We start from the raw sequence: 17,444 nt of genomic DNA, 5'->3' as shown, positions 1-17,444 counted from the left end.
CCGCATTTCCCCTTTCCGCTCCGGACCGGTGTGCCGCGTTCAGCGTTCCGCGTTCCCCTTTCCAGGAAAGAGGCCCCCGTGAAGAAGCTCATCAATTCCCCCGAAAGTGTCGTCTCCGACGCACTGCGCGGAATGGCCGCCGCTCACCCGGGGCTCCGCGTCGAGGCGGAGAAGGGCATCGTCACGCGGGCCGCCGGTGCGGCCGGGGAGCCGGCCGGGAAGGTCGCGCTGCTGTCGGGCGGCGGCAGCGGGCACGAACCGCTGCACGCCGGGTTCGTCGGACGCGGCATGCTGGCGGCGGCCGTGGCCGGACCGGTGTTCACCTCCCCGGTGCCGGACAACATCGCGGCCGCCACCTGCGCGGTCGACGCGGGCGCGGGCGTCCTGCACATCGTGAAGAACTACACGGGCGACATCCTCAACTTCACGATGGCGGCGGAGGACTGCGAGGACGAGGGCGTCAAGGTCGAGCAGGTCGTCGTGGACGACGACGTGGCCGTCGCCCGGACCGAGCACGGGCCCGGCCGGCGCGGCACCGGCGCCACCCTGTTCGTGGAGAAGATCGCGGGCGCACGCGCCGAAGAAGGCGCCCCGCTCGACGAGGTGGCCGCGGTCGCCCGCAAGGTCAATGCGAACGCGCGCAGTTACGGCGTCGCCCTGAGCTCCTGCACCACCCCCGCCAAGGGCAGCCCCAACTTCACCCTCGGCGAGGACGAGATCGAGCTGGGCATCGGCATCCACGGCGAGCCCGGCCGCGAACGCCGCACCGTCATGACGGCCGCCGAGACCGCCGAGGCGATGCTCGACGCCATTCTCGCCGACCTCCCGGAGGCGGCCGGCGCACCCGTCATCCTCCTCGTCAACGGCCTGGGCGCAACCCCGCCCGTGGAGCTGTACATCATGCGCGCGGAGGTCGAGCGGGTGCTCGGCGACCGCGGGATCACCGTGGCCCGGTCCCTGGTCGGCAACTACGTCACCAGCCTGGACATGGCCGGCTGCACCCTGACCCTGTGCCGCGCCGACGAGGAGCTGCTGCGCCTGTGGGACGCGCCGGTGAACACCCCGTCCCTGCGCTGGGGCTGCTGACCCCGCCTTCGCCCCTCGCCCCTCGCCGCCCGACCCGCCAGCCCTCTTCAGCCCCCTTCAGGAGCACTTCCCCATGACCGCCACGCCCGCCACCCCGACGACGGTCTCCACGGCACCGCCCGTCGGGACCCCCGCGCCGGACACCGCCCCGGACGCCGTGCTGGACACCGCCTACTTCCGCCGCTGGATCGCCGAGACCGACCGGCTCGTACGGCGCGACAGCGCGCGCCTGACCGAGCTGGACGCGGTCATCGGCGACGGGGACCACGGGGCCAACCTCGTACGGGGCTTCGGCGCCGTCCGGGCCGCCGTGGCCGAGCAGCAGCCGGCCACTCCCGGGGCCCTGCTGACGCTGGCCGGCAGCACCCTGACGAACACCGTGGGCGGCGCCTCGGGGCCGCTGTTCGGCACCGCGCTGCGCCGCACGGGCAAGGTGCTCGGCGACACCGAGGCGCCGACCGCGGCGGAGCTGGGGGCCGCGCTCGGCGCCGGGCTGAAGTCGGTGCAGAAGCTGGGCGGCGCCGAACCCGGCGACGCCACCCTGCTGGACGCCCTGGCGCCCGCGGTGACGGCGCTGGCCGAAGCCGCCGGGGCGGACCGGCCGCTGCGCGAGGCCCTGGACGAAGCCGTACGGGCGGCCCGGGCCGGCGCCGACGCCACCGAAGCGCTCGAAGCCCGCAAGGGCCGGGCCAGTTACCTCGGCGAGCGCAGCATCGGCCACCAGGACGCCGGGGCCAACTCCGTGGCCCTGATCATGGAGGCGCTGCGCACCGCGGTGGACGCGCCCGAGGCGGAGTTCGCCGCCCCGGAGCCGGTGGAGCAGCAGGCGCCCGTGGAGCAGCCGGAGTCGGTGGAGCAGCAGGCGCCGAAGACCCGTACCGGCCGCGTCGGCGTGGTGCTCGTGTCGCACAGCAAGGCGGTCGCGGAGTCCGTCGCCGAACTGGCCGGCGCGCTCCTCGGATCCGTGGAGCCGCCCCCGCTGGCGGTGGCGGGCGGCACCCCCGACGGCGGGATCGGCACCAGCGCGGAGCTGATCACGGCCGCCGCCCGGTCGGTGGACGAGGGCCGGGGCGTGGCGGTGCTGTGCGACATGGGCAGCGCGGTGCTGACCGTGAACGCCCTGCTCGGCGAAGAGCCTTCGCAGCTGCCCGAAGGCGCCCGGATCGTGGACGCGCCGTTCCTGGAGGGCGCCGTGGCCATCGCCCTGACCTCGGCGATCGGCGGCGACCTCGACGCCGTCCTGGCCGCCGCCGAGGACGCCCGCGGCTACCGCAAGCGCTGATCGGGACACCGCGGACCGCCCGCCGGCCCCTCCGAACGGACGGGCCGGCGGGCGGCCGTGCGGGCCTGTCGGTGGGGCTTGGTAGAACTGTTGTCGCACGACACCGCACGGCCGGGCACCCCCACCCGCCATACCGTCAGGAGCTGGGCACATGACCATCGGGACCCACCTGAGCGATCTCGGCGGCCTGCCCGCCTTCGACTTCCCGGGACCCGAGGACACCCGTGCGCTGCCCGAACCCGGCGCCGTGGCCTGGCGGATCTCGGTGGACACCTACGACGCCGATGAGGAGTGGCCGCAGGCCTTCGCCCGGTTCGCAGAGGCCGTGGACACCCGGCAGGTGCGCGCACTGATCGTGGGCGGCTGGTCCGATGCCTACGAGGCCTCCAGCGCCGGGATCGTCGAGGCGCTGGTCGAAGCCGCTCCGAAGTTCCCCGCGCTGCGGGCGCTGTTCGTCGGCGACATCACGTTCGAGGAGTGCGAGATCTCCTGGATCCAGCAGTCGAACGTGGGCCCGCTGTTGCCGGCCTATCCCGCGCTGGAGGAGTTCGGAGTGCGCGGTGGCGAGGGCCTGGCCTTCCCGCCCGTGGAGCACGCGGCGCTGCGCGTGCTGCGCCTGGAGGCCGGCGGTCTCCCGAAGGCGGTGGTGGCCGGGGTCGCGCGGAGCGGTTTCCCCGCCCTCACCGAGCTCGACCTGTGGCTGGGCACCTCGGACTACGGGGGGGATGCCGAAGTCGGCGACCTGGAGCCGTTCTTGAGCGGCGAGCGGCTGCCCGCCCTGCGCCGGCTGGCCCTGCGCAACAGCGAGATCCAGGACGCCGTCGCGGCGGCGCTCGCCACTGCTCCGGTCGTGGAACGGCTGGAGGTGCTCGACCTCTCCATGGGCGTCCTGACCGACGAGGGCGTCGAGGCCCTGCTGGCAGGGCGCCCCCTCACCCATCTCGACAAGCTCGACCTGCACCACCACTACGTCGCCGAACCGCTCCGGGAGCGGCTGAGCGCGGCGCTCGTCCCCCACGGCGTGGAAGTGGATCTGGGCGACCCCCAGACCGCGGACGCCGATGGCCGCACCGAGTACCGCTACGTCGCGGTCGCGGAGTGACGCGTACCGCTCCCGCGGCCTTCGCCGTCGTCGGCAATCCGGGCAACCGCCGGGTCGCCCTCTTCCAGGACGCCGTGCGCGCCGCCGGGCTGCCCGCGGCGCGGGTGATCCCGTGGCGGGATGTGCTCGCCGGGCGGGCCGTCTTCCGGGCGGGCGAGTGCGTACGGATCGACTCCCCCGGCGAGGACCCCGAGGTGGAGCTGCTGCTGCGCGGGGCCGCCGACGCCACCCGGGTCGAGGGCACCGGACGCTGGTACCGCCGGTTCAGCGAAGCGGTGCGGGCAGTCGCGGAGGGGGTGCGGGCGGCTGGCGGCACGCTGACGGCCGACCCGGACGAGCTCGGGGTGCTGTTCGACAAGCGGCTCTGCCACGGGGTGCTGGCTGCCGCCGGGACCCCCGTCCCGCCCTCCCCGACCTCGGGACCGGACGCCGTCCGCACTCCGGTGCGCGGTTGGGAGGAGGTCCGGGCGGTCCTGGCCCTCCCCGGCTACCGCCGGGCGTTCGTGAAGCTCGCGCACGGGTCCTCGGCCTCCGGGGTGCTCGCGGTGGAGACGGGCCCGGCGGGCAGGATCCGCGCCACCACCTCGGTGGAGCGGGCCCCTTCGGGGGCACTGCACAACTCGCTGCGGCTGCGCCGGTACGAGGACGAGAGGGTGATCGGCGCCATCGTCGACGCCCTGGCCCCCGACGGCCTGCACATCGAGCGGTGGCTGCCGAAGGCCTCCCAGCAGGGGCGGTCCGCCGATCTGCGGGTGGTCGTCATCGGGGGCCGGGCCACGCACGCCGTGGTCCGCACCGCGGCCGGTCCGCTCACGAACCTGCACCTGGGCGGGGCCCGCGGCGACCTCGACGGGGCCGTGGCCGCCGTGGCGGCGGCCGGCGGCTGCTGGGAGACGGACGCGCTCGCCGTCTGCGAACGGGCGGCGGCCGCCTTTCCGCGCACGCTCTGCGTCGGGGTCGACCTGCTGCCCGCCCTCGGCTGGCGGAGCTTCGCCGTGGGCGAGGTCAACGCCTTCGGGGACCTGCTCCCCCGGCTGACGGGACTGCCCGGATCGCCCGCCGAGGGCATAGACACCTATGCGGCCCAAGTGGCCGCCGTACGACAGGAACAGCATGGTCGCGCCACCGTCCCCACCCAGCCCTGACCCCGGTCCCGGGCCGGACATGAACGAGGTCGTCGGCCGCGACGACCTGCTGCTCGTCACCCTCGACACGCTGCGCTACGACGTGGCCGCGCGGCTGGCCGCCGAGGGGCGGATCCCGAACCTGGCGGCGCACCTGCCCGGTGGGGCGTGGGAGCGGCGGCACGCGCCGGGGAGCTTCACCTACGCCTCCCACCAGGCGATGTTCGCCGGCTTCCTGCCCACCCCCGACGGGCCGGGCCCGCATCCGCGGCTGTTCGCCGCGCAGTTCCCGGGCAGTGCGACCACCGCCGGGCGGACCTGGGTGTTCGACACTCCGGACCTGGTGTCGGGGCTGGCCGGGGCGGGCTACCGGACCGTGTGCGTGGGGGGCGTCGGCTTCTTCAACAAGGCGGCGGCGCTGGGGTCCGTACTGCCGGGGATGTTCCAGGAGTCGCACTGGGAACCGGAGTTCGGGGTGGCGTCGGCGACCTCCTTCGAGGCCCAGGTGGCCCGCGCCGAGCAGGTCGTGGCCGGACTGCCGTACGACCGGCGGCTGTTCCTCTTCCTGAACGTGTCGGCCCTGCACCAGCCCAACTGGTTCCACTCCCCCGGGGCGACCGCGGCGGACGGGGACTCCTGGGAGACGCACGCCGCCGCGCTGGAGTACGTCGACCGGCACATCGGGCGGCTCTTCGACGCGATGCGCTCGCGCCGCCGCTGCTTCGCCATCGTCTGTTCCGACCACGGGACCACGTACGGGGACGACGGGTACACGGGACACCGGCTCGCCCACGAGGCGGTCTGGACGGTCCCGTACGCACAGTTCCACCTGAACCACGAGGAGCCCGGCCCCCGATGAACTTCACGACGCCGTACGAGAGTTACGTGTACGCCTACCCGCACAAGACGGCGTACCGGCCGCTGCCCGAGCGGCCGCCCCTGCACGGGCTGTGGGCGGAGCAGCCCAAGGACGCGCTCTCCCTCTACCTCCACGTCCCGTTCTGCGAGGTGCGCTGCGGATTCTGCAACCTCTTCACCCGCATCGGCGCGCCCGAGGACCTGACCACGGCCTATCTCGACGCGCTGGAGCGCCAGGCGAGGGCCGTCCGGAGCGCGCTGGGCGACAAGGAGCCCGTACGGTTCACGGCGGCCGCCTTCGGCGGCGGGACCCCGACCTTCCTGACGGCCTCCGAGCTGGAACGGCTCTGCGACATCGCGGAGAAGAGCGCGGGCGCCGATCTGCGGGCGGTGCCGCTGTCCGTGGAGGCCTCGCCGGCGACGGCCACGGAGGACCGGCTCGCCGTCCTCGCCGACCGGGGGACGACCCGGCTCAGCCTGGGCGTGCAGAGTTTCGTGCCCGAGGAGGCGCGTTCGGCCGTGCGTCCGCAGAAGCGGGCGGACGTGGAGTCGGCGCTGGCCCGGGTCCGGGACACGGCGATACCGGTCCTGAACATCGACCTGATCTACGGCATCGACGGGCAGACCGAGGAGAGCTGGCGGTACTCGCTCGACGCGGCCCTCGCGTGGCGCCCGGAGGAGCTCTACCTCTACCCGCTGTACGTGCGCCCGCTGACGGGCCTGGGGCGCAGGCCGGGCGATACGACGGCCGCCGGCTGGGACGAGCAGCGGCTGCGGCTGTACCGGGCCGGGCGGGACCACCTGCTGGCCGCCGGGTACGAGCAGGTCTCCATGCGGATGTTCCGCCGCGCGGCCGGGGCCGGGGAGGACACCGGGCCGGGCGCCGGACAGGGCGCCGGGCAGGACCTCGATCCCGTCGCCTGCCAGACCGACGGCATGATCGGCCTCGGCTGCGGCGCCCGCTCGTACACGGCGGGGCTGCACTACTCCTTCGACTACGCGGTCGGCACGAGCGAGATCCGCGGCATCATCGACGACTACGTGTCGCGCCCGGAGGAGGACTTCGCGCGGGCCGAGCACGGCCGCCGGATCGACGCGGAGGAGGCCAGGCGCCGCCACCTGCTGCAGTCCCTGCTCCAGGCCCGCGGCATGCCGGTCGGCGCGTACCGGGAGCGGTTCGGGACCGGTCCGTGGGAGGACTTCCCGGCGGAGCTGGCGGCCTTCGCGGAACGCGGCTGGCTCGTGGACGACGCGGAGCTGCTGCGGCTGTCCCCGGAGGGGCTGGCGCACTCGGACGCGGCGGGCCCGGCGCTGTTCTCGGCGGACGTACGGGCCGCGATGGCCGCGTACGAGCGCAAGTGACGGGGGCCGGGGCACGGAGCGATGCCCCGATGGACCTGACGGTCCTCTACCGGGGGCCGCTGTCCTCCTGCGACTACGACTGTCCCTACTGCCCGTTCGCCAAACGGCGCGACAGCCGGGAGCTGCTGGCGGCCGACCGGGCCGCGCTGGAACGGTTCACCGGCTGGGCGGCCGGCAACACCGCGGACCGGCTGTCCGTCCTGTTCACCCCGTGGGGCGAGGGCCTGGTCCGTTCCTGGTACCGGCGCGCCCTGGTGGAGCTGTCGCACCTGCCGCAGGTGCGCCGGGTCGCGATCCAGACCAACCTGAGCGGCCGCACCGGCTGGACCGCCGCCGCCGACCGGGACACGCTCGCGCTGTGGTGCACGTACCACCCGGGGCAGACCCCGTACGACCGCTTCCTGGGCAAGTGCCGGGAACTGTTCGCCGCCGGGGTGCGGTTCAGCGTGGGTGTGGTCGGCCTGCCCGAGCACCTCGCGGAGGCCCGCCGGCTGCGCGCCGCGCTGCCGCCCGAGGTGTACCTGTGGGTCAACGCGGCCGAGGGGCACGCGTACACCGATCCGGAGGCGGCCGACTGGACCGCCCTGGACCCGCTCTTCCCGTTCAGCCGCAACCCGCACCGCTCGGCGGGCCTGCCGTGCCGCACGGGCGCCTCGGTGATCTCGGTGGACGGCTCCGGCACGGTCCGGCGCTGCCACTTCGTCAAGGCGGAGCTGGGCAACCTCTACGACGGCTCGTACCGGGCCGCCCTGCGCCCGCGCGCCTGCCCCCTGGCGGTCTGCGACTGCCACATCGGCTACGTCCACCTGGAGACGCTCCCGCTCTACGACGTCTTCGCGGGCGGCGTGCTGGAACGGATCCCGGCGGCGGCCGTCCCCGGCTTCCCCGCCCTACCTGCCTTCTCCGCCCTTCCCGCCTTCCCCATCCTCCCCGCCGTCCCCGCCGTCCCCGCCTTCCCCGCCGCCCCGTGACACGGAAGGACGGCAGGTGGGCAAAGCGGAGGGAAATTTACCCACGGTCACCTGCGGTTATCGCACACCGTGATCGCGCAGCGTTTACACGGCGTTCATGACGCGCGGGGAGCCCGGCCCGCCGCCGGACGACGAAATCCGCAGGTGAACAGCTCTTGACCTGCGGATCTCGCGGAGATTGCATTCGGCCCGGGAGCCACCGAACCACACGTGCCCACCACCGCCCCGGAGGCGATACCGCTCCCGCGCTCACACACCGCATCTGCCGATCGGAACACCGCACCGATGTCTGACACGATCAGCGCCCCTCAGGCCCTCTCCCCCGCCACGGGTCCCGTGCCCCAGAAGCTCAAGCGTTCCATCGGCGTCGTCGGCGGAACCCTGCTCACCCTCTCGTGCGTGACGCCCGCCTCGACGCTCTTCGTCGTCGTCCCGGACCTTTTCTCCAGCCTCGGCACCTGGACCGCGCTCACCATCGCGATCGGCTCCCTGCTCTGCATCGGGGTCGCGTTCTGCTACTCGGAGCTGGGCACCCTGATCCCCAGCGCCGGCGGCGAGTACGCGATGGTGTCCACCCTCTCCGGCCGGCTCGCCGGCTGGCTGGTCTTCGTCCTGTCCCTGCTGGTCGTGATGATCGTGCCGCCCGTGATCGCCATGGGCACCGCCGACTACCTCGCCCCCGTCGTCGACATACCGGCCCCGGCCGCCGGCGCCGGCGTGATGCTGCTCGCCACCCTCGCCGGTCTCCTCGACCTGCGGGCCAACGCCTGGATCACCGGCATCTTCCTCGTCCTGGAGGTCGTGGCCGCCGGGCTCGTCGCCGTCCTCGGCTTCGCCCACAGCGAGCGCGGCGCCGGCGCCCTCGTGCACGGCACCGTGGCGGCGGAGGGCGGCGGCACGTCCACCGTCACCGCGATGATGGTCGTCTCCGGGCTCGCCATCGCCCTCTTCGTCACCCAGGGCTTCTCGACGGCCGTCTACCTCTCGGAGGAGCTGGAGAACCCGCGCCGCAACGTCCCGCGGACCGTGCTGGCCACCCTCGCCATCTCCGCCGCCGTCATCCTGGTCCCGGTCATCGCCATCACCCTGGGCGCCCCCGACCTGGAGGCCCTCACCTCCGGCGACCTCGGCGCCATGGTGACCGCCTGGTCCAACTCGGCCGTCGGCACCTTCGTCAGCCTCTGCGTGGCCCTCGCCATCGTCAACGCGGGCATCGTCATGGTCATCCAGAACTCCCGGGTGCTGTTCGCCTCCGCCCGCGACAAGGCGTGGCCCGCACCGGTCAACTCCGCGCTCTCGCGGCTCGGCCGGTTCGGCTCCCCGTGGGTGGCCACCCTGCTCGTCGGCCTCCCCGGCGCGGCGATGTGCTTCGTCAACCTGGACACCCTCTACGGGGTCACCGGCGTCTCCGTGACCGGCATGTACCTGCTGGTCGCCGTGGCCTCGCTGGCCAGCCGGCGCGGTGCGCACCGCGAGGCCTCCGCCTGGCGGATGCCGCTGTGGCCCGCCGTCCCGGTCGTGCTGATTCTGGTGTTCGCGTACATCCTCACCCAGCAGGAGACCCAGTACCTGCTGTGGACCGGCGGGATCACCGCCGTCGCCACCGTGTACTGGGCGCTCTACCTCCGCCCGCACAAGGACACCCGCTGGCTGGTCACCATCCCGGTGGACGACGAGGACGAGGCGGCTCCGGCCGCGGCTCAGCCCGCCTCTGCGTAGCGGTCGCCCGGCAGCGGTGAGGTGCGGGGCCACGGGGTCGTATCCCGTGGCCCCGCACCTCTTTTCCGTACGTACGGCCCGGGCCGGGTCCGGACCCCGGCGCTGAGCGGCGTACCGCCGCAGTGGCGTCCCGCATGGTGGTACAGGTGTCTCGCCCGCGCCGCCGCCTTGGTCTATGCTCCGCGCCATGGCCGTCACCCAGCGCCTCCTGTCGCGCTCCTGTTGTCCCCGCTGACGTTCCCCTGCCCGGAACAGCCGGCCCCGCGGCCGATGCGCCGCCGCCCCGGCCCAGCCCCGGCGCCCGCCCGGGGCCCCGCGCTCCCGCCGCATCGGCCCTACCGTCACGCAGCCCCGTACCCCCGTACCCTCGGACACCCCCGACCCCCCGCACCCTCGCGCATCCCCTTCCGCTTCCGCTTCAGTCCCGGCGGTTCCCGCCTCCCGAAGGAGCCCGTTCGCCATGAGCAGCAGCCCCGCCCTCCTCGACGTCAGCCAGGCCCACGCCCGCCACTCCGAGTTCCGGATCGTCGATGTCCGCACCGCCGGCGAGTTCGCCTCCGGCCATCTGCCCGGCGCGCTGAACATCCCCCTCGACCGGATCGGCCGCTCCCTGGCCGAGCTGCGCGAGGCCGCGGAGCAGCAGGAGCTGCTGCTGGTGTGCGCCTCGGGGACCCGCTCGCAGAACGCGGTCCGGACGCTGGCCAAGCACGGCATCGCCGCCACCAGCCTCACCGGCGGCACCACCTCCTGGTCGGCCCACGGGCACCCGCTCGACTACCCCGCCGGGGGGCGGGGCCGGGTCTGGGCCATGGAGCGGCAGGTCCGGCTGGCCGCGGGCGGGCTCGTCCTCCTCGGCCTGGCCCTCGGCCTGCTGGTGCACCCGGCGTTCCAGCTGCTCAGCGCCGGGATCGCCGGCGGGCTCGTCTTCTCCGCCCTCACGGACACGTGCGGTATGGCCGTGGTCCTCGGCCGGCTGCCCTTCAACCGCCGCCGGTAGCCACCCCGATCCCTCCGCTGCCCGGCATCTGGGACGATTTCGTCCATCATCCGGACTCGGCTTGTCGATACCGCCCGGACACCGACAGGATGCACCCCATGGCCCCCGTACTCGTATCGCGTCGTCACGTAGATCTGCTGCGCGTGTCGACCATGCTCTGTCGGGCTGCCGTCTCCCGTACGCACGGCTGTTGATCTCACCGATCCGCCGTATCTGACTCCGTACGGATGAGTCCGCGCCGCTCGGCGCACCCTTCACCGCTTCCTCCCGCACCTCCTGCGACGCGCCGTCTCCCGCTGCCGCGGCCCCGACCCCTGGGCTGATCCCGGCCGCGCACCGGCCGCACCCCGGTCGCGCGGACTCCCGCATTCCTGCCCGCACTTCCCCGTACACGTGCCACCGCCGTCCGCGGCCCGCTCCTCGCGCGGCGGTGCACGTCACGCTGCTCCGACGAGGTTTCCCCATGCCCGAGAATCCGCTCCTGCTGCACTGGTTCCTGCCCACCGGCGGGGACGGCCGCGACCCCGGCGGGGTCACCGCCGTCCAGGGCCGCAGCCGCACGGCCACCCGCCGGCCCGCGGACGTGCCGTACCTCGCGCAGGTCGCCCGCGCCGCCGAACAGGCCGGATTCCATTCGCTGTTGACCCCGGTGGGGCTCGGCTGCGTCGATCCGTGGATCCTGACGGCCGCGCTCGCACAGCACACCACGCGGATCGGTTTCCTCGTGGCGTTCCGCGCGGGGTTCGCGAGCCCGACGCTGATCGCCCAACAGGCCGACGCCTTCCGCCGGTTCGCCGGGGGACGGCTCGGGCTCAACGTGGTGACCGGCGGCGATCCCGCCGAGCAGCGCGCCTACGGGGACGGGCTGGCGCACGACGAGCGCTACGCCCGCACCGACGAGGTGATGGCCGTGCTGCGGGACCTGCTGGACGGGAAGTCCGTGGACCACGAGGGCACCCACCTGCACATCGCGGGCGCCCGCCTCACCGATCCGCAGCTGCGCCACCCGGTGCCGCTCTACTTCGGCGGAGCCTCGCCCGCCGCCGAGGAGGTCGCCGCACGGCGGGCCGACGTACAACTGCTGTGGGGCGAGCCGCCGTCGGCCATTGCCGCCCGCATCGGGCGGCTGCGCGAGCGGGCCCGGGCGGCGGGCCGCACGGTCCGCTTCGGGCTGCGGCTGCACGTCATCAGCCGGGACTCCGCGGCCGAGGCCTGGGCCGAGGCGGACCGGATCCTCGCCGGGCTGGATCCGGCGGCGGTCCGGGCGACCCAGGAGCGGTTCGCCGCGATGGACTCCACCGGGCAGGCCCGGATGGCGGCCCTGCACGGCGGGGTCGCGGACGCCGAACGGCTGACGGTGGCGCCGAACCTGTGGGCAGGCATCGGGCTGGTCCGCGAGGGAGCGGGGACGGCCCTGGTCGGCTCGCACGACGAGGTCGCGACGCGGCTGGCGGAGTACCGGGCCCTGGGCATCGACGAGTTCATCCTGTCGGGCTATCCGCATCTCGAAGAGGCCTACCGGGTGGGCGAAGAGGTCGCCCCGCGCCTGCGCGCCCTGACCGGGGAGGCGGCCGCGTGACCGCGCTCACCACGGAGGCTCCGCACCGGCCCGCCCCAGCCGACACCTCGCCGGACGATGCCGCGCCGCGGTCCCGCGCCCGGATCCGGGAGGCGGTGCGCTGGTCGGCACTGCGCCTCCTCGCCCTGGCCGTGCTGCTCGCCGCCTGGCAGACGGCGGTGGCGGCCGAGCTGTGGCCGAGGGTGCTGGTCCCCTCGCCCGGTGAGGTGTGGCGGCAGTTCCTGCTGGCGTCCACCACGCACGACGGGGTCCGCGGCTACGGCGGCCACCTGCTGGTGGAGCACCTCGGGGTGAGCCTGGGCCGCATCGGCACCGGCTCCGCGTACGCCGTGCTCGCCGGGGTGCCGCTGGGACTGCTGATCGGTACCGTCCGGCCGATCGCGGTGGTGCTGGAGCCGGCCGTGACCTTCCTGCGCACCCTGCCGCCGCTCGCTTACCTCTCGCTGCTCGTCATCTGGTTCGGCATCGACGAGGCCCCCAAGATCTGGCTGCTGGTGATCGCCGCCCTGCCCCCGATCGCCGCGGCGACCGCGGCGGCGGTACGAACGGTTCCGGACGATCTCGTGGAAGCGGCGCGGGCGTTGGGCTCCGGTCCGGCCTCGCTGCTGCTGTCGGTGCGGCTGCCCGCGGCGCTGCCCGAGATCCTCACCGGCATCCGCATCGCCGTCGGGGTCGCGTACACCTCGGTCGTGGCCGCGGAGACCATCAACGGCGTGCCCGGCATCGGCGGCATGATCCGCGACGCCCAGCGCTACAACCAGACGGCCCTGGTGATCGCCGGCATCCTCGCCATCGGGCTGTCCGGGATCGTGCTCGACGCCCTGCTCCGCGCAATCGAGCGGTTCGCCGTCCCCTGGCGCGGCCGCGGCTGACGCCCGCCCCGCCCCCTCTCTCCCTCACCAACACCCTTTTTGAACACTGGAGTTCCACCATGCCCAGAAACGTCTCCCGCCGCGCCCTGCTGCTGGCCGCCGCCGTCGCCCTGACCGCTTCCACCACCGTCGCGTGCGGGGCGGACGGGGGCGACTCGGCCGACAAGCCGGGGCGGACCACCGTGCGGATCGCCTATCAGGCGATACCCAATGCCGACCTGATCGTGAAGAACCAGCGGCTGCTGGAGCAGGCCCTGCCCGAGGCCGAGGTGAAGTGGGTGAAGTTCGAGTCCGGCGGTGACGTCAACACGGCCGTGATCGCCGGTTCGGTGGACCTGGGCCTGGCCGGGTCGAGCCCCGTCACCAAGGGCCTGTCGGCCCCGCTGAACATCCCGTACAAGGTGGTGTGGATCCACGACCTGATCGGCGACAACGAGGCGCTGGTCGCCAAGCCGGGGATCGGGTCGGTCAAGGACCTCGCCGGGAAGAAGGTGGCCACGCCCTTCGGCTCCACCTCCCACTACTCGCTGCTCGCCGCGCTGAAGGCCGCCGGAGTGGACGCGGCCTCCGTGCAGACCATCGACCTCCAGCCGCAGGACGCCCTCGCGGCCTGGAAGCGCGGGGACATCGACGCGGCGTACGTGTGGACGCCGACGCTGAGCGAGCTGACCAAGGACGGGAAGGTGCTCGTCACGAGCCGGCAGCTCGCCGAGCAGGGCAAGCCCACCGCCGACCTGGGCGTGGTGACGAACGCGTTCGCGGCCAAGCACCCCGAGGTCGTCACGGCCTGGATCAAGGCGCAGGACCAGGCCGTCGGGCAGGCCCGTACCGCCCCCGACCAGGCCGCGAAGTCCATCGGGGCGGAGCTCGGGCTGCAGCCGGACGAGGCGAAGCGCCAGCTCTCGGAGCTGGTGCTGCTGAGCGCGAAGGAGCAGACCGGCCCCGAGTACCTCGGTACGCCCGGCGCCCCCGGGAAGCTGGCGGCGACCCTGCACGACGCGGCCGTGTTCCTGAAGGAGCAGAAGAAGGTGGACGCCGTTCCGGACGAGGCCGCCTTCGGCCGGGCCCTCGCGGTGGAGGAGCTCGGCCGTGCCGCGCACTGACCCCGCCTCCGGCGGCACCGCCGCGGGGACCGCCGCCGAGGAGCAGCTCGCCGTGGACCTCGCGGGGGTGTCGGTCCGCTACGGACCGGCGAAGCAGCCCGTGACCGTGCTCGACGCGGTGGACCTACGGGTTCGCGCAGGCGAGTTCGTCGTCCTGGTCGGCCCCTCGGGCTGCGGCAAGACCACCCTGCTGCGGGTGATCGCCGGCTTCGTCCGTCCGGCGTCGGGCACCGCCCTGGTCCGGGGCGGCGCCCCGCGTCCCGGGCGGGGCGCGGGGGTGGTGTTCCAGCAGCCGCGGCTGTTCCCGTGGCGCACGGTGGGCGGGAACCTCGGCTTCGCGCTGGCCCGCCACGGGGTGCCGCGGGCGCAGCGGCCGGGCCGGATCGCCGAGTTGCTGGAGCGCGTGGGGCTGCCCGGCATGGGCGGCCGCCGCACCTGGGAGCTGTCCGGTGGCCAGCAGCAGCGGGTGGCGCTGGCCCGCGCCCTGGCGGCGGAGCCCGAACTGCTGTTGATGGACGAGCCGTTCGCGGCCCTGGACGCACTGACCCGGGAGCGGCTCCAGGAGGAGGTCCGCTCCCTGGCCGGGCGGCTCGGCACGACGGTGCTGTTCGTGACGCATTCGGTGGAGGAGGCGGTGCTGCTGGGATCCCGGGTCCTGGTGATGGCGGCCGGGCCGGGCCGGGTGGTGACGGACCTCGCGGTGCCGCTCCCCCGGGACCCGGACACGGACGTCGCGGGGTTGCGGTCATCCGCCGAGTTCGCGCGGTTGCGCGGCCTGCTGGCCGGGGCGCTGCTCCCGGCCTGAGGGGCGCTCCTCGCCCGGGCGCCGTTCAGCGGCCCGGCACCACCGCCGGGCCGGCTCCGGCCAGGGTGAGCGCGCTGTTCACCAGGCCGACATGGCTGAACGCCTGGGGGAAGTTGCCGAGTTGGCGTCCGGAGACGGGGTCGTACTCCTCGGCGAGCAGCCCCACGTCGTTGCGTACGGCCAGCAGCCGCTCGAAGAGCTCGCGGGCCTCCTTCTCCCGGCCGGTCAGGTACAGGGCGTCGGTCAGCCAGAACGAGCAGGCGAGGAAGGCGCCTTCGTCTCCGGGCAGGCCGTCCACCGAGAGCCCCTCGGTGCTGTAGCGGCGGACCAGGCCGCTGCGACCCAGCTCCTCGCGCACCGCGTCGACCGTGCCGATGACGCGGGGGTCGTCGGGCGGCAGGAATCCGACGCGGGGGATGAGGAGGGTGGCCGCGTCCAGCTCGCGCGAGCCGTAGTACTGGGTGAAGGTGCTCCGCTCGGGGTCGTAGGCGTTCTCGCACACGTCGCGGTGCACCGCGTCCCGCATGGCGCGCCAGCGGTCCACGTCGCCGTGCAGCTTGGGGTTGAGTTCCAGGGTGCGCACGGCCCGGTCGGCGGCCACCCAGGCCATCACCTTGGAGTGGGTGAAGTGGCGGCGCGGGCCGCGCACTTCCCACAGGCCCTCGTCGGGGCGGTGCCAGTTCTGCTCCAGGAAGTCCAGGAGCGCGAGCTGGATCTTCCAGGAGTGCCATTCGGCGGGCAGTCCGGCGGAGCGGGCCACGTACAGGGAGTCGAGGACCTCTCCGTAGACGTCGAGCTGGAGCTGGTCGACGGCCGCGTTGCCGACCCGGACGGGCGCGGAGGACGCGTACCCCTTGAGCCAGGGCAGTTCGCTCTCGGGGATGCGCCGCTCGCCGCCGATCCCGTACATGATCTGCAGGTCGGCCGGGTCGCCGGCGACGGCCCGCAGCAGCCACTCCCGCCAGGCGCGGGCCTCCTCCAGGTAGCCGGTGGCCAGCAGCGAACCGAGGGTGAGGGTGGAGTCGCGGAGCCAGCAGTAGCGGTAGTCCCAGTTGCGGACGCCGCCGAGCTCCTCCGGCAGGGAGGTCGTGGCGGCGGCGGCGATCCCGCCGGTCGGGGCGTAGGTGAGGGCCTTGAGGGTGATCAGGGAGCGGACGACGGCTTCCCGGTGGGGGCCCTCGTACGTGCACTGGGCGGTCCATTCCCGCCAGTCGGCGAGGCTCTGTTCCAGGGCGGCGTACGGGTCCAGGGGCTCGGGGCGCGATTCGTGCGAGGGGTGCCAGGTGAGCACGAAGGCGACGCGCTCGCCCGCGGCGACGGTGAACTCGGAGCGGGTGCTCATGCCCTCGCCCCACGTGCGCACGGAGGGTTCGCTGCGCAGCCACACGGCGTCGGGCCCGGCGACGGCGACCCGGTCGCCCTCGCGGTTGCCGCCGCGCCGGACCCAGGGCACGACGTGCCCGTAGTCGAAGCGCAGGCGCACGGTGCTGCTCACGGTCGATTCGCCGGTGAGGCCTTCGACGATCCGCATGACGTCGGGCGCGTTGTCGCGCTGCGGCATGAAGTCGACGACCTTGAACGAGGCGCCGTCCTCGGTCTCCCAGAAGGATTCCAGGACGAGCGTGCCGTCGATGTAGGCGCGGCGGGTGCAGCGGGCGGCATCGGGGGCGGCGGCCGGGGCGATGCGCCAGTGGCCGTTCTCCTCGTCGCCGAGGAGGGCGGCGAAGCAGGCGGCCGAGTCGAAGCGCGGCAGGCACAGCCAGTCGATGGACCCGTCGCGGCCGACCAGCCCACTGGTCATCAGGTCGCCGATGAGTGCGTAGTCTTCGATGGGTTGTGTCATTTAGGGCACTTTCCCGCGGATGCCCGCACTCAATCAGCCCGTACGGGTCCCCGCGCGCCGCCGCCCCCGGGACGGCTCAGTTCCGTACGAGGAGCAGCGCGCCCGCGGTCACGACGCCGAGGCCGACCGCGAGGGCGCCGTGGGCGAGGCGGTGGCCGCGCAGGACGGGCAGGAAGCGGTCTAGGGCGTACCGGCCGGGGCCGGTGAGCGCGAGGGCGGCGGCGCCGGCGGTGAGCAGGAGCTCGTACTCGATGCCCTGCGGGGCGAAGAAGGAGCCGGTGCCCTTCACGGCGATCGCGTTGATCATGGTGCCGACCAGGGCGGCGCCCGCCAGCGGTGTGAGCAGCCCGAGGACGAGGCCGAGTCCGCCGAGGGTCTCGGTCAGGCCTGCGAGGACGGCCATGACGTCGCCCGCCGGGTATCCGCTGGCGGTGAAGAACTGCCCGGTGCCGCTGACGCCTCCGCCGCCGAACCAGCCGAAGAGCTTCTGGGCGCCGTGGCCGGCCATGGTCAGGCCGAGGACCACGCGCAGGAGCAGCAGGCCGGCGTCGTGGGCGGGGGTGGACGGCGCCGGGAGGGAGGTTCGGGCGAGCGGCGCGGCCGATGCGCCGTTCCGCGGCTTCGGCGTGGTGACGGAGGGGCTGGTCATGGGGGTCCCTAAGAATGTGAGGCGGTCCGGGAGGACCGGGTGTGGCTGATGGGGGTCTGTCGTTGATGACTTCGAAGGAATGGCCGCCCGGT

At 74.0% G+C, this 17,444-nt stretch carries 15 protein-coding genes and 1 pseudogene; 14 read left to right on the top strand and 2 right to left on the bottom strand.

All coding sequences use genetic code 11. The annotated features are described in order from the left end of the window. Window positions 1–78 precede the first annotated feature (78 nt). The 14 genes and pseudogenes from dhaK to ACIA8F_RS33600 all read left to right on the top strand — a co-directional run bounded on the left by dhaK (window position 79) and on the right by ACIA8F_RS33600 (window position 14,860). Window positions 79–1,086 carry a dihydroxyacetone kinase subunit DhaK gene (gene dhaK / locus ACIA8F_RS33665; protein WP_399384557.1) on the top strand — a complete coding sequence of 336 codons (1,008 nt, stop codon included), beginning with the start codon at window positions 79–81 and terminating at the stop codon, window positions 1,084–1,086. A 157-nt stretch (window positions 1,087–1,243) separates the two neighbouring features. Beyond that, a pseudogene (gene dhaL, locus ACIA8F_RS33660) lies at window positions 1,244–1,870 on the top strand (dihydroxyacetone kinase subunit DhaL); the annotation flags it as partial. Beyond that, a complete protein-coding gene (locus ACIA8F_RS33655) occupies window positions 1,862–2,368 on the top strand; it encodes a PTS-dependent dihydroxyacetone kinase phosphotransferase subunit DhaM (RefSeq protein WP_399384661.1) in 507 nt (168 codons plus the stop codon). The pseudogene dhaL and the gene ACIA8F_RS33655, both read left to right, overlap by 9 nt. 151 nt (window positions 2,369–2,519) lie before the next feature. Beyond that, window positions 2,520–3,470 (top strand): STM4015 family protein, encoded by a 951-nt coding sequence (locus ACIA8F_RS33650; protein ID WP_399384555.1) that lies wholly within the window; start codon window positions 2,520–2,522, stop codon window positions 3,468–3,470. Beyond that, window positions 3,467–4,615 carry an STM4014 family protein gene (locus ACIA8F_RS33645; protein ID WP_399384553.1) on the top strand — a complete coding sequence of 383 codons (1,149 nt, stop codon included), beginning with the start codon at window positions 3,467–3,469 and terminating at the stop codon, window positions 4,613–4,615. Before ACIA8F_RS33650 ends, ACIA8F_RS33645 begins: the two co-directional genes overlap by 4 nt. Before the next feature lie 19 nt (window positions 4,616–4,634). After that, a complete protein-coding gene (locus tag ACIA8F_RS33640; protein WP_399384551.1) occupies window positions 4,635–5,453 on the top strand; it encodes an STM4013/SEN3800 family hydrolase in 819 nt (272 codons plus the stop codon). Further along, window positions 5,450–6,814 (top strand): STM4012 family radical SAM protein, encoded by a 1,365-nt coding sequence (locus ACIA8F_RS33635; protein WP_399384549.1) that lies wholly within the window; start codon window positions 5,450–5,452, stop codon window positions 6,812–6,814. The genes ACIA8F_RS33640 and ACIA8F_RS33635 overlap by 4 nt, the downstream gene beginning before the upstream one ends. Before the next feature lie 29 nt (window positions 6,815–6,843). After that, entirely contained in the window at window positions 6,844–7,785 is a 942-nt protein-coding gene (locus ACIA8F_RS33630) for an STM4011 family radical SAM protein (protein ID WP_399384548.1), read from the top strand. 285 nt (window positions 7,786–8,070) lie between these two features. Then, the gene (locus ACIA8F_RS33625; RefSeq protein ID WP_399384546.1) at window positions 8,071–9,504 is read left to right on the top strand and encodes an APC family permease; all 1,434 of its coding nucleotides are present in this window, start codon (window positions 8,071–8,073) and stop codon (window positions 9,502–9,504) included. Window positions 9,505–9,964: 460 nt separating this feature from the next. After that, window positions 9,965–10,501, top strand: coding sequence for a rhodanese-like domain-containing protein (locus ACIA8F_RS33620; RefSeq protein ID WP_399384545.1), 537 nt, complete (start codon window positions 9,965–9,967; stop codon window positions 10,499–10,501). 463 nt (window positions 10,502–10,964) lie between these two features. Continuing rightward, on the top strand, window positions 10,965–12,080 hold the full coding sequence (locus ACIA8F_RS33615) for an LLM class flavin-dependent oxidoreductase (protein ID WP_399384543.1): 1,116 nt from the start codon (window positions 10,965–10,967) through the stop codon (window positions 12,078–12,080). Beyond that, the gene (locus ACIA8F_RS33610; protein ID WP_399384542.1) at window positions 12,077–12,952 is read left to right on the top strand and encodes an ABC transporter permease; all 876 of its coding nucleotides are present in this window, start codon (window positions 12,077–12,079) and stop codon (window positions 12,950–12,952) included. The genes ACIA8F_RS33615 and ACIA8F_RS33610 overlap by 4 nt, the downstream gene beginning before the upstream one ends. Before the next feature lie 59 nt (window positions 12,953–13,011). Continuing rightward, window positions 13,012–14,055: a glycine betaine ABC transporter substrate-binding protein gene (locus tag ACIA8F_RS33605; protein ID WP_399384540.1), complete on the top strand. Its 1,044-nt coding sequence runs from the start codon at window positions 13,012–13,014 to the stop codon at window positions 14,053–14,055. Beyond that, a complete protein-coding gene (locus ACIA8F_RS33600) occupies window positions 14,042–14,860 on the top strand; it encodes an ABC transporter ATP-binding protein (RefSeq protein ID WP_399384538.1) in 819 nt (272 codons plus the stop codon). The genes ACIA8F_RS33605 and ACIA8F_RS33600 overlap by 14 nt, the downstream gene beginning before the upstream one ends. A gap of 25 nt (window positions 14,861–14,885) precedes the next feature. On the opposite strand, the gene ACIA8F_RS33595 is transcribed toward ACIA8F_RS33600, so the two are convergent. Together ACIA8F_RS33595 and ACIA8F_RS33590 are read right to left on the bottom strand one after the other, a co-directional pair. Beyond that, window positions 14,886–16,703 carry a glycoside hydrolase family 15 protein gene (locus ACIA8F_RS33595; RefSeq protein ID WP_399384536.1) on the bottom strand — a complete coding sequence of 606 codons (1,818 nt, stop codon included), beginning with the start codon at window positions 16,701–16,703 and terminating at the stop codon, window positions 14,886–14,888. 76 nt (window positions 16,704–16,779) lie between these two features. Further along, complete coding sequence (locus tag ACIA8F_RS33590; RefSeq protein ID WP_399384534.1) at window positions 16,780–17,352, bottom strand: DoxX family protein; 573 nt, start codon at window positions 17,350–17,352, stop codon at window positions 16,780–16,782. Window positions 17,353–17,444: the final 92 nt, after the last annotated feature.

It is taken from the genome of Streptomyces sp. NPDC051563 (assembly GCF_044454225.1).
Lineage (GTDB): Bacteria > Actinomycetota > Actinomycetes > Streptomycetales > Streptomycetaceae > Streptomyces.
This window is presented reverse-complemented; position numbering and strand designations above follow the sequence as displayed.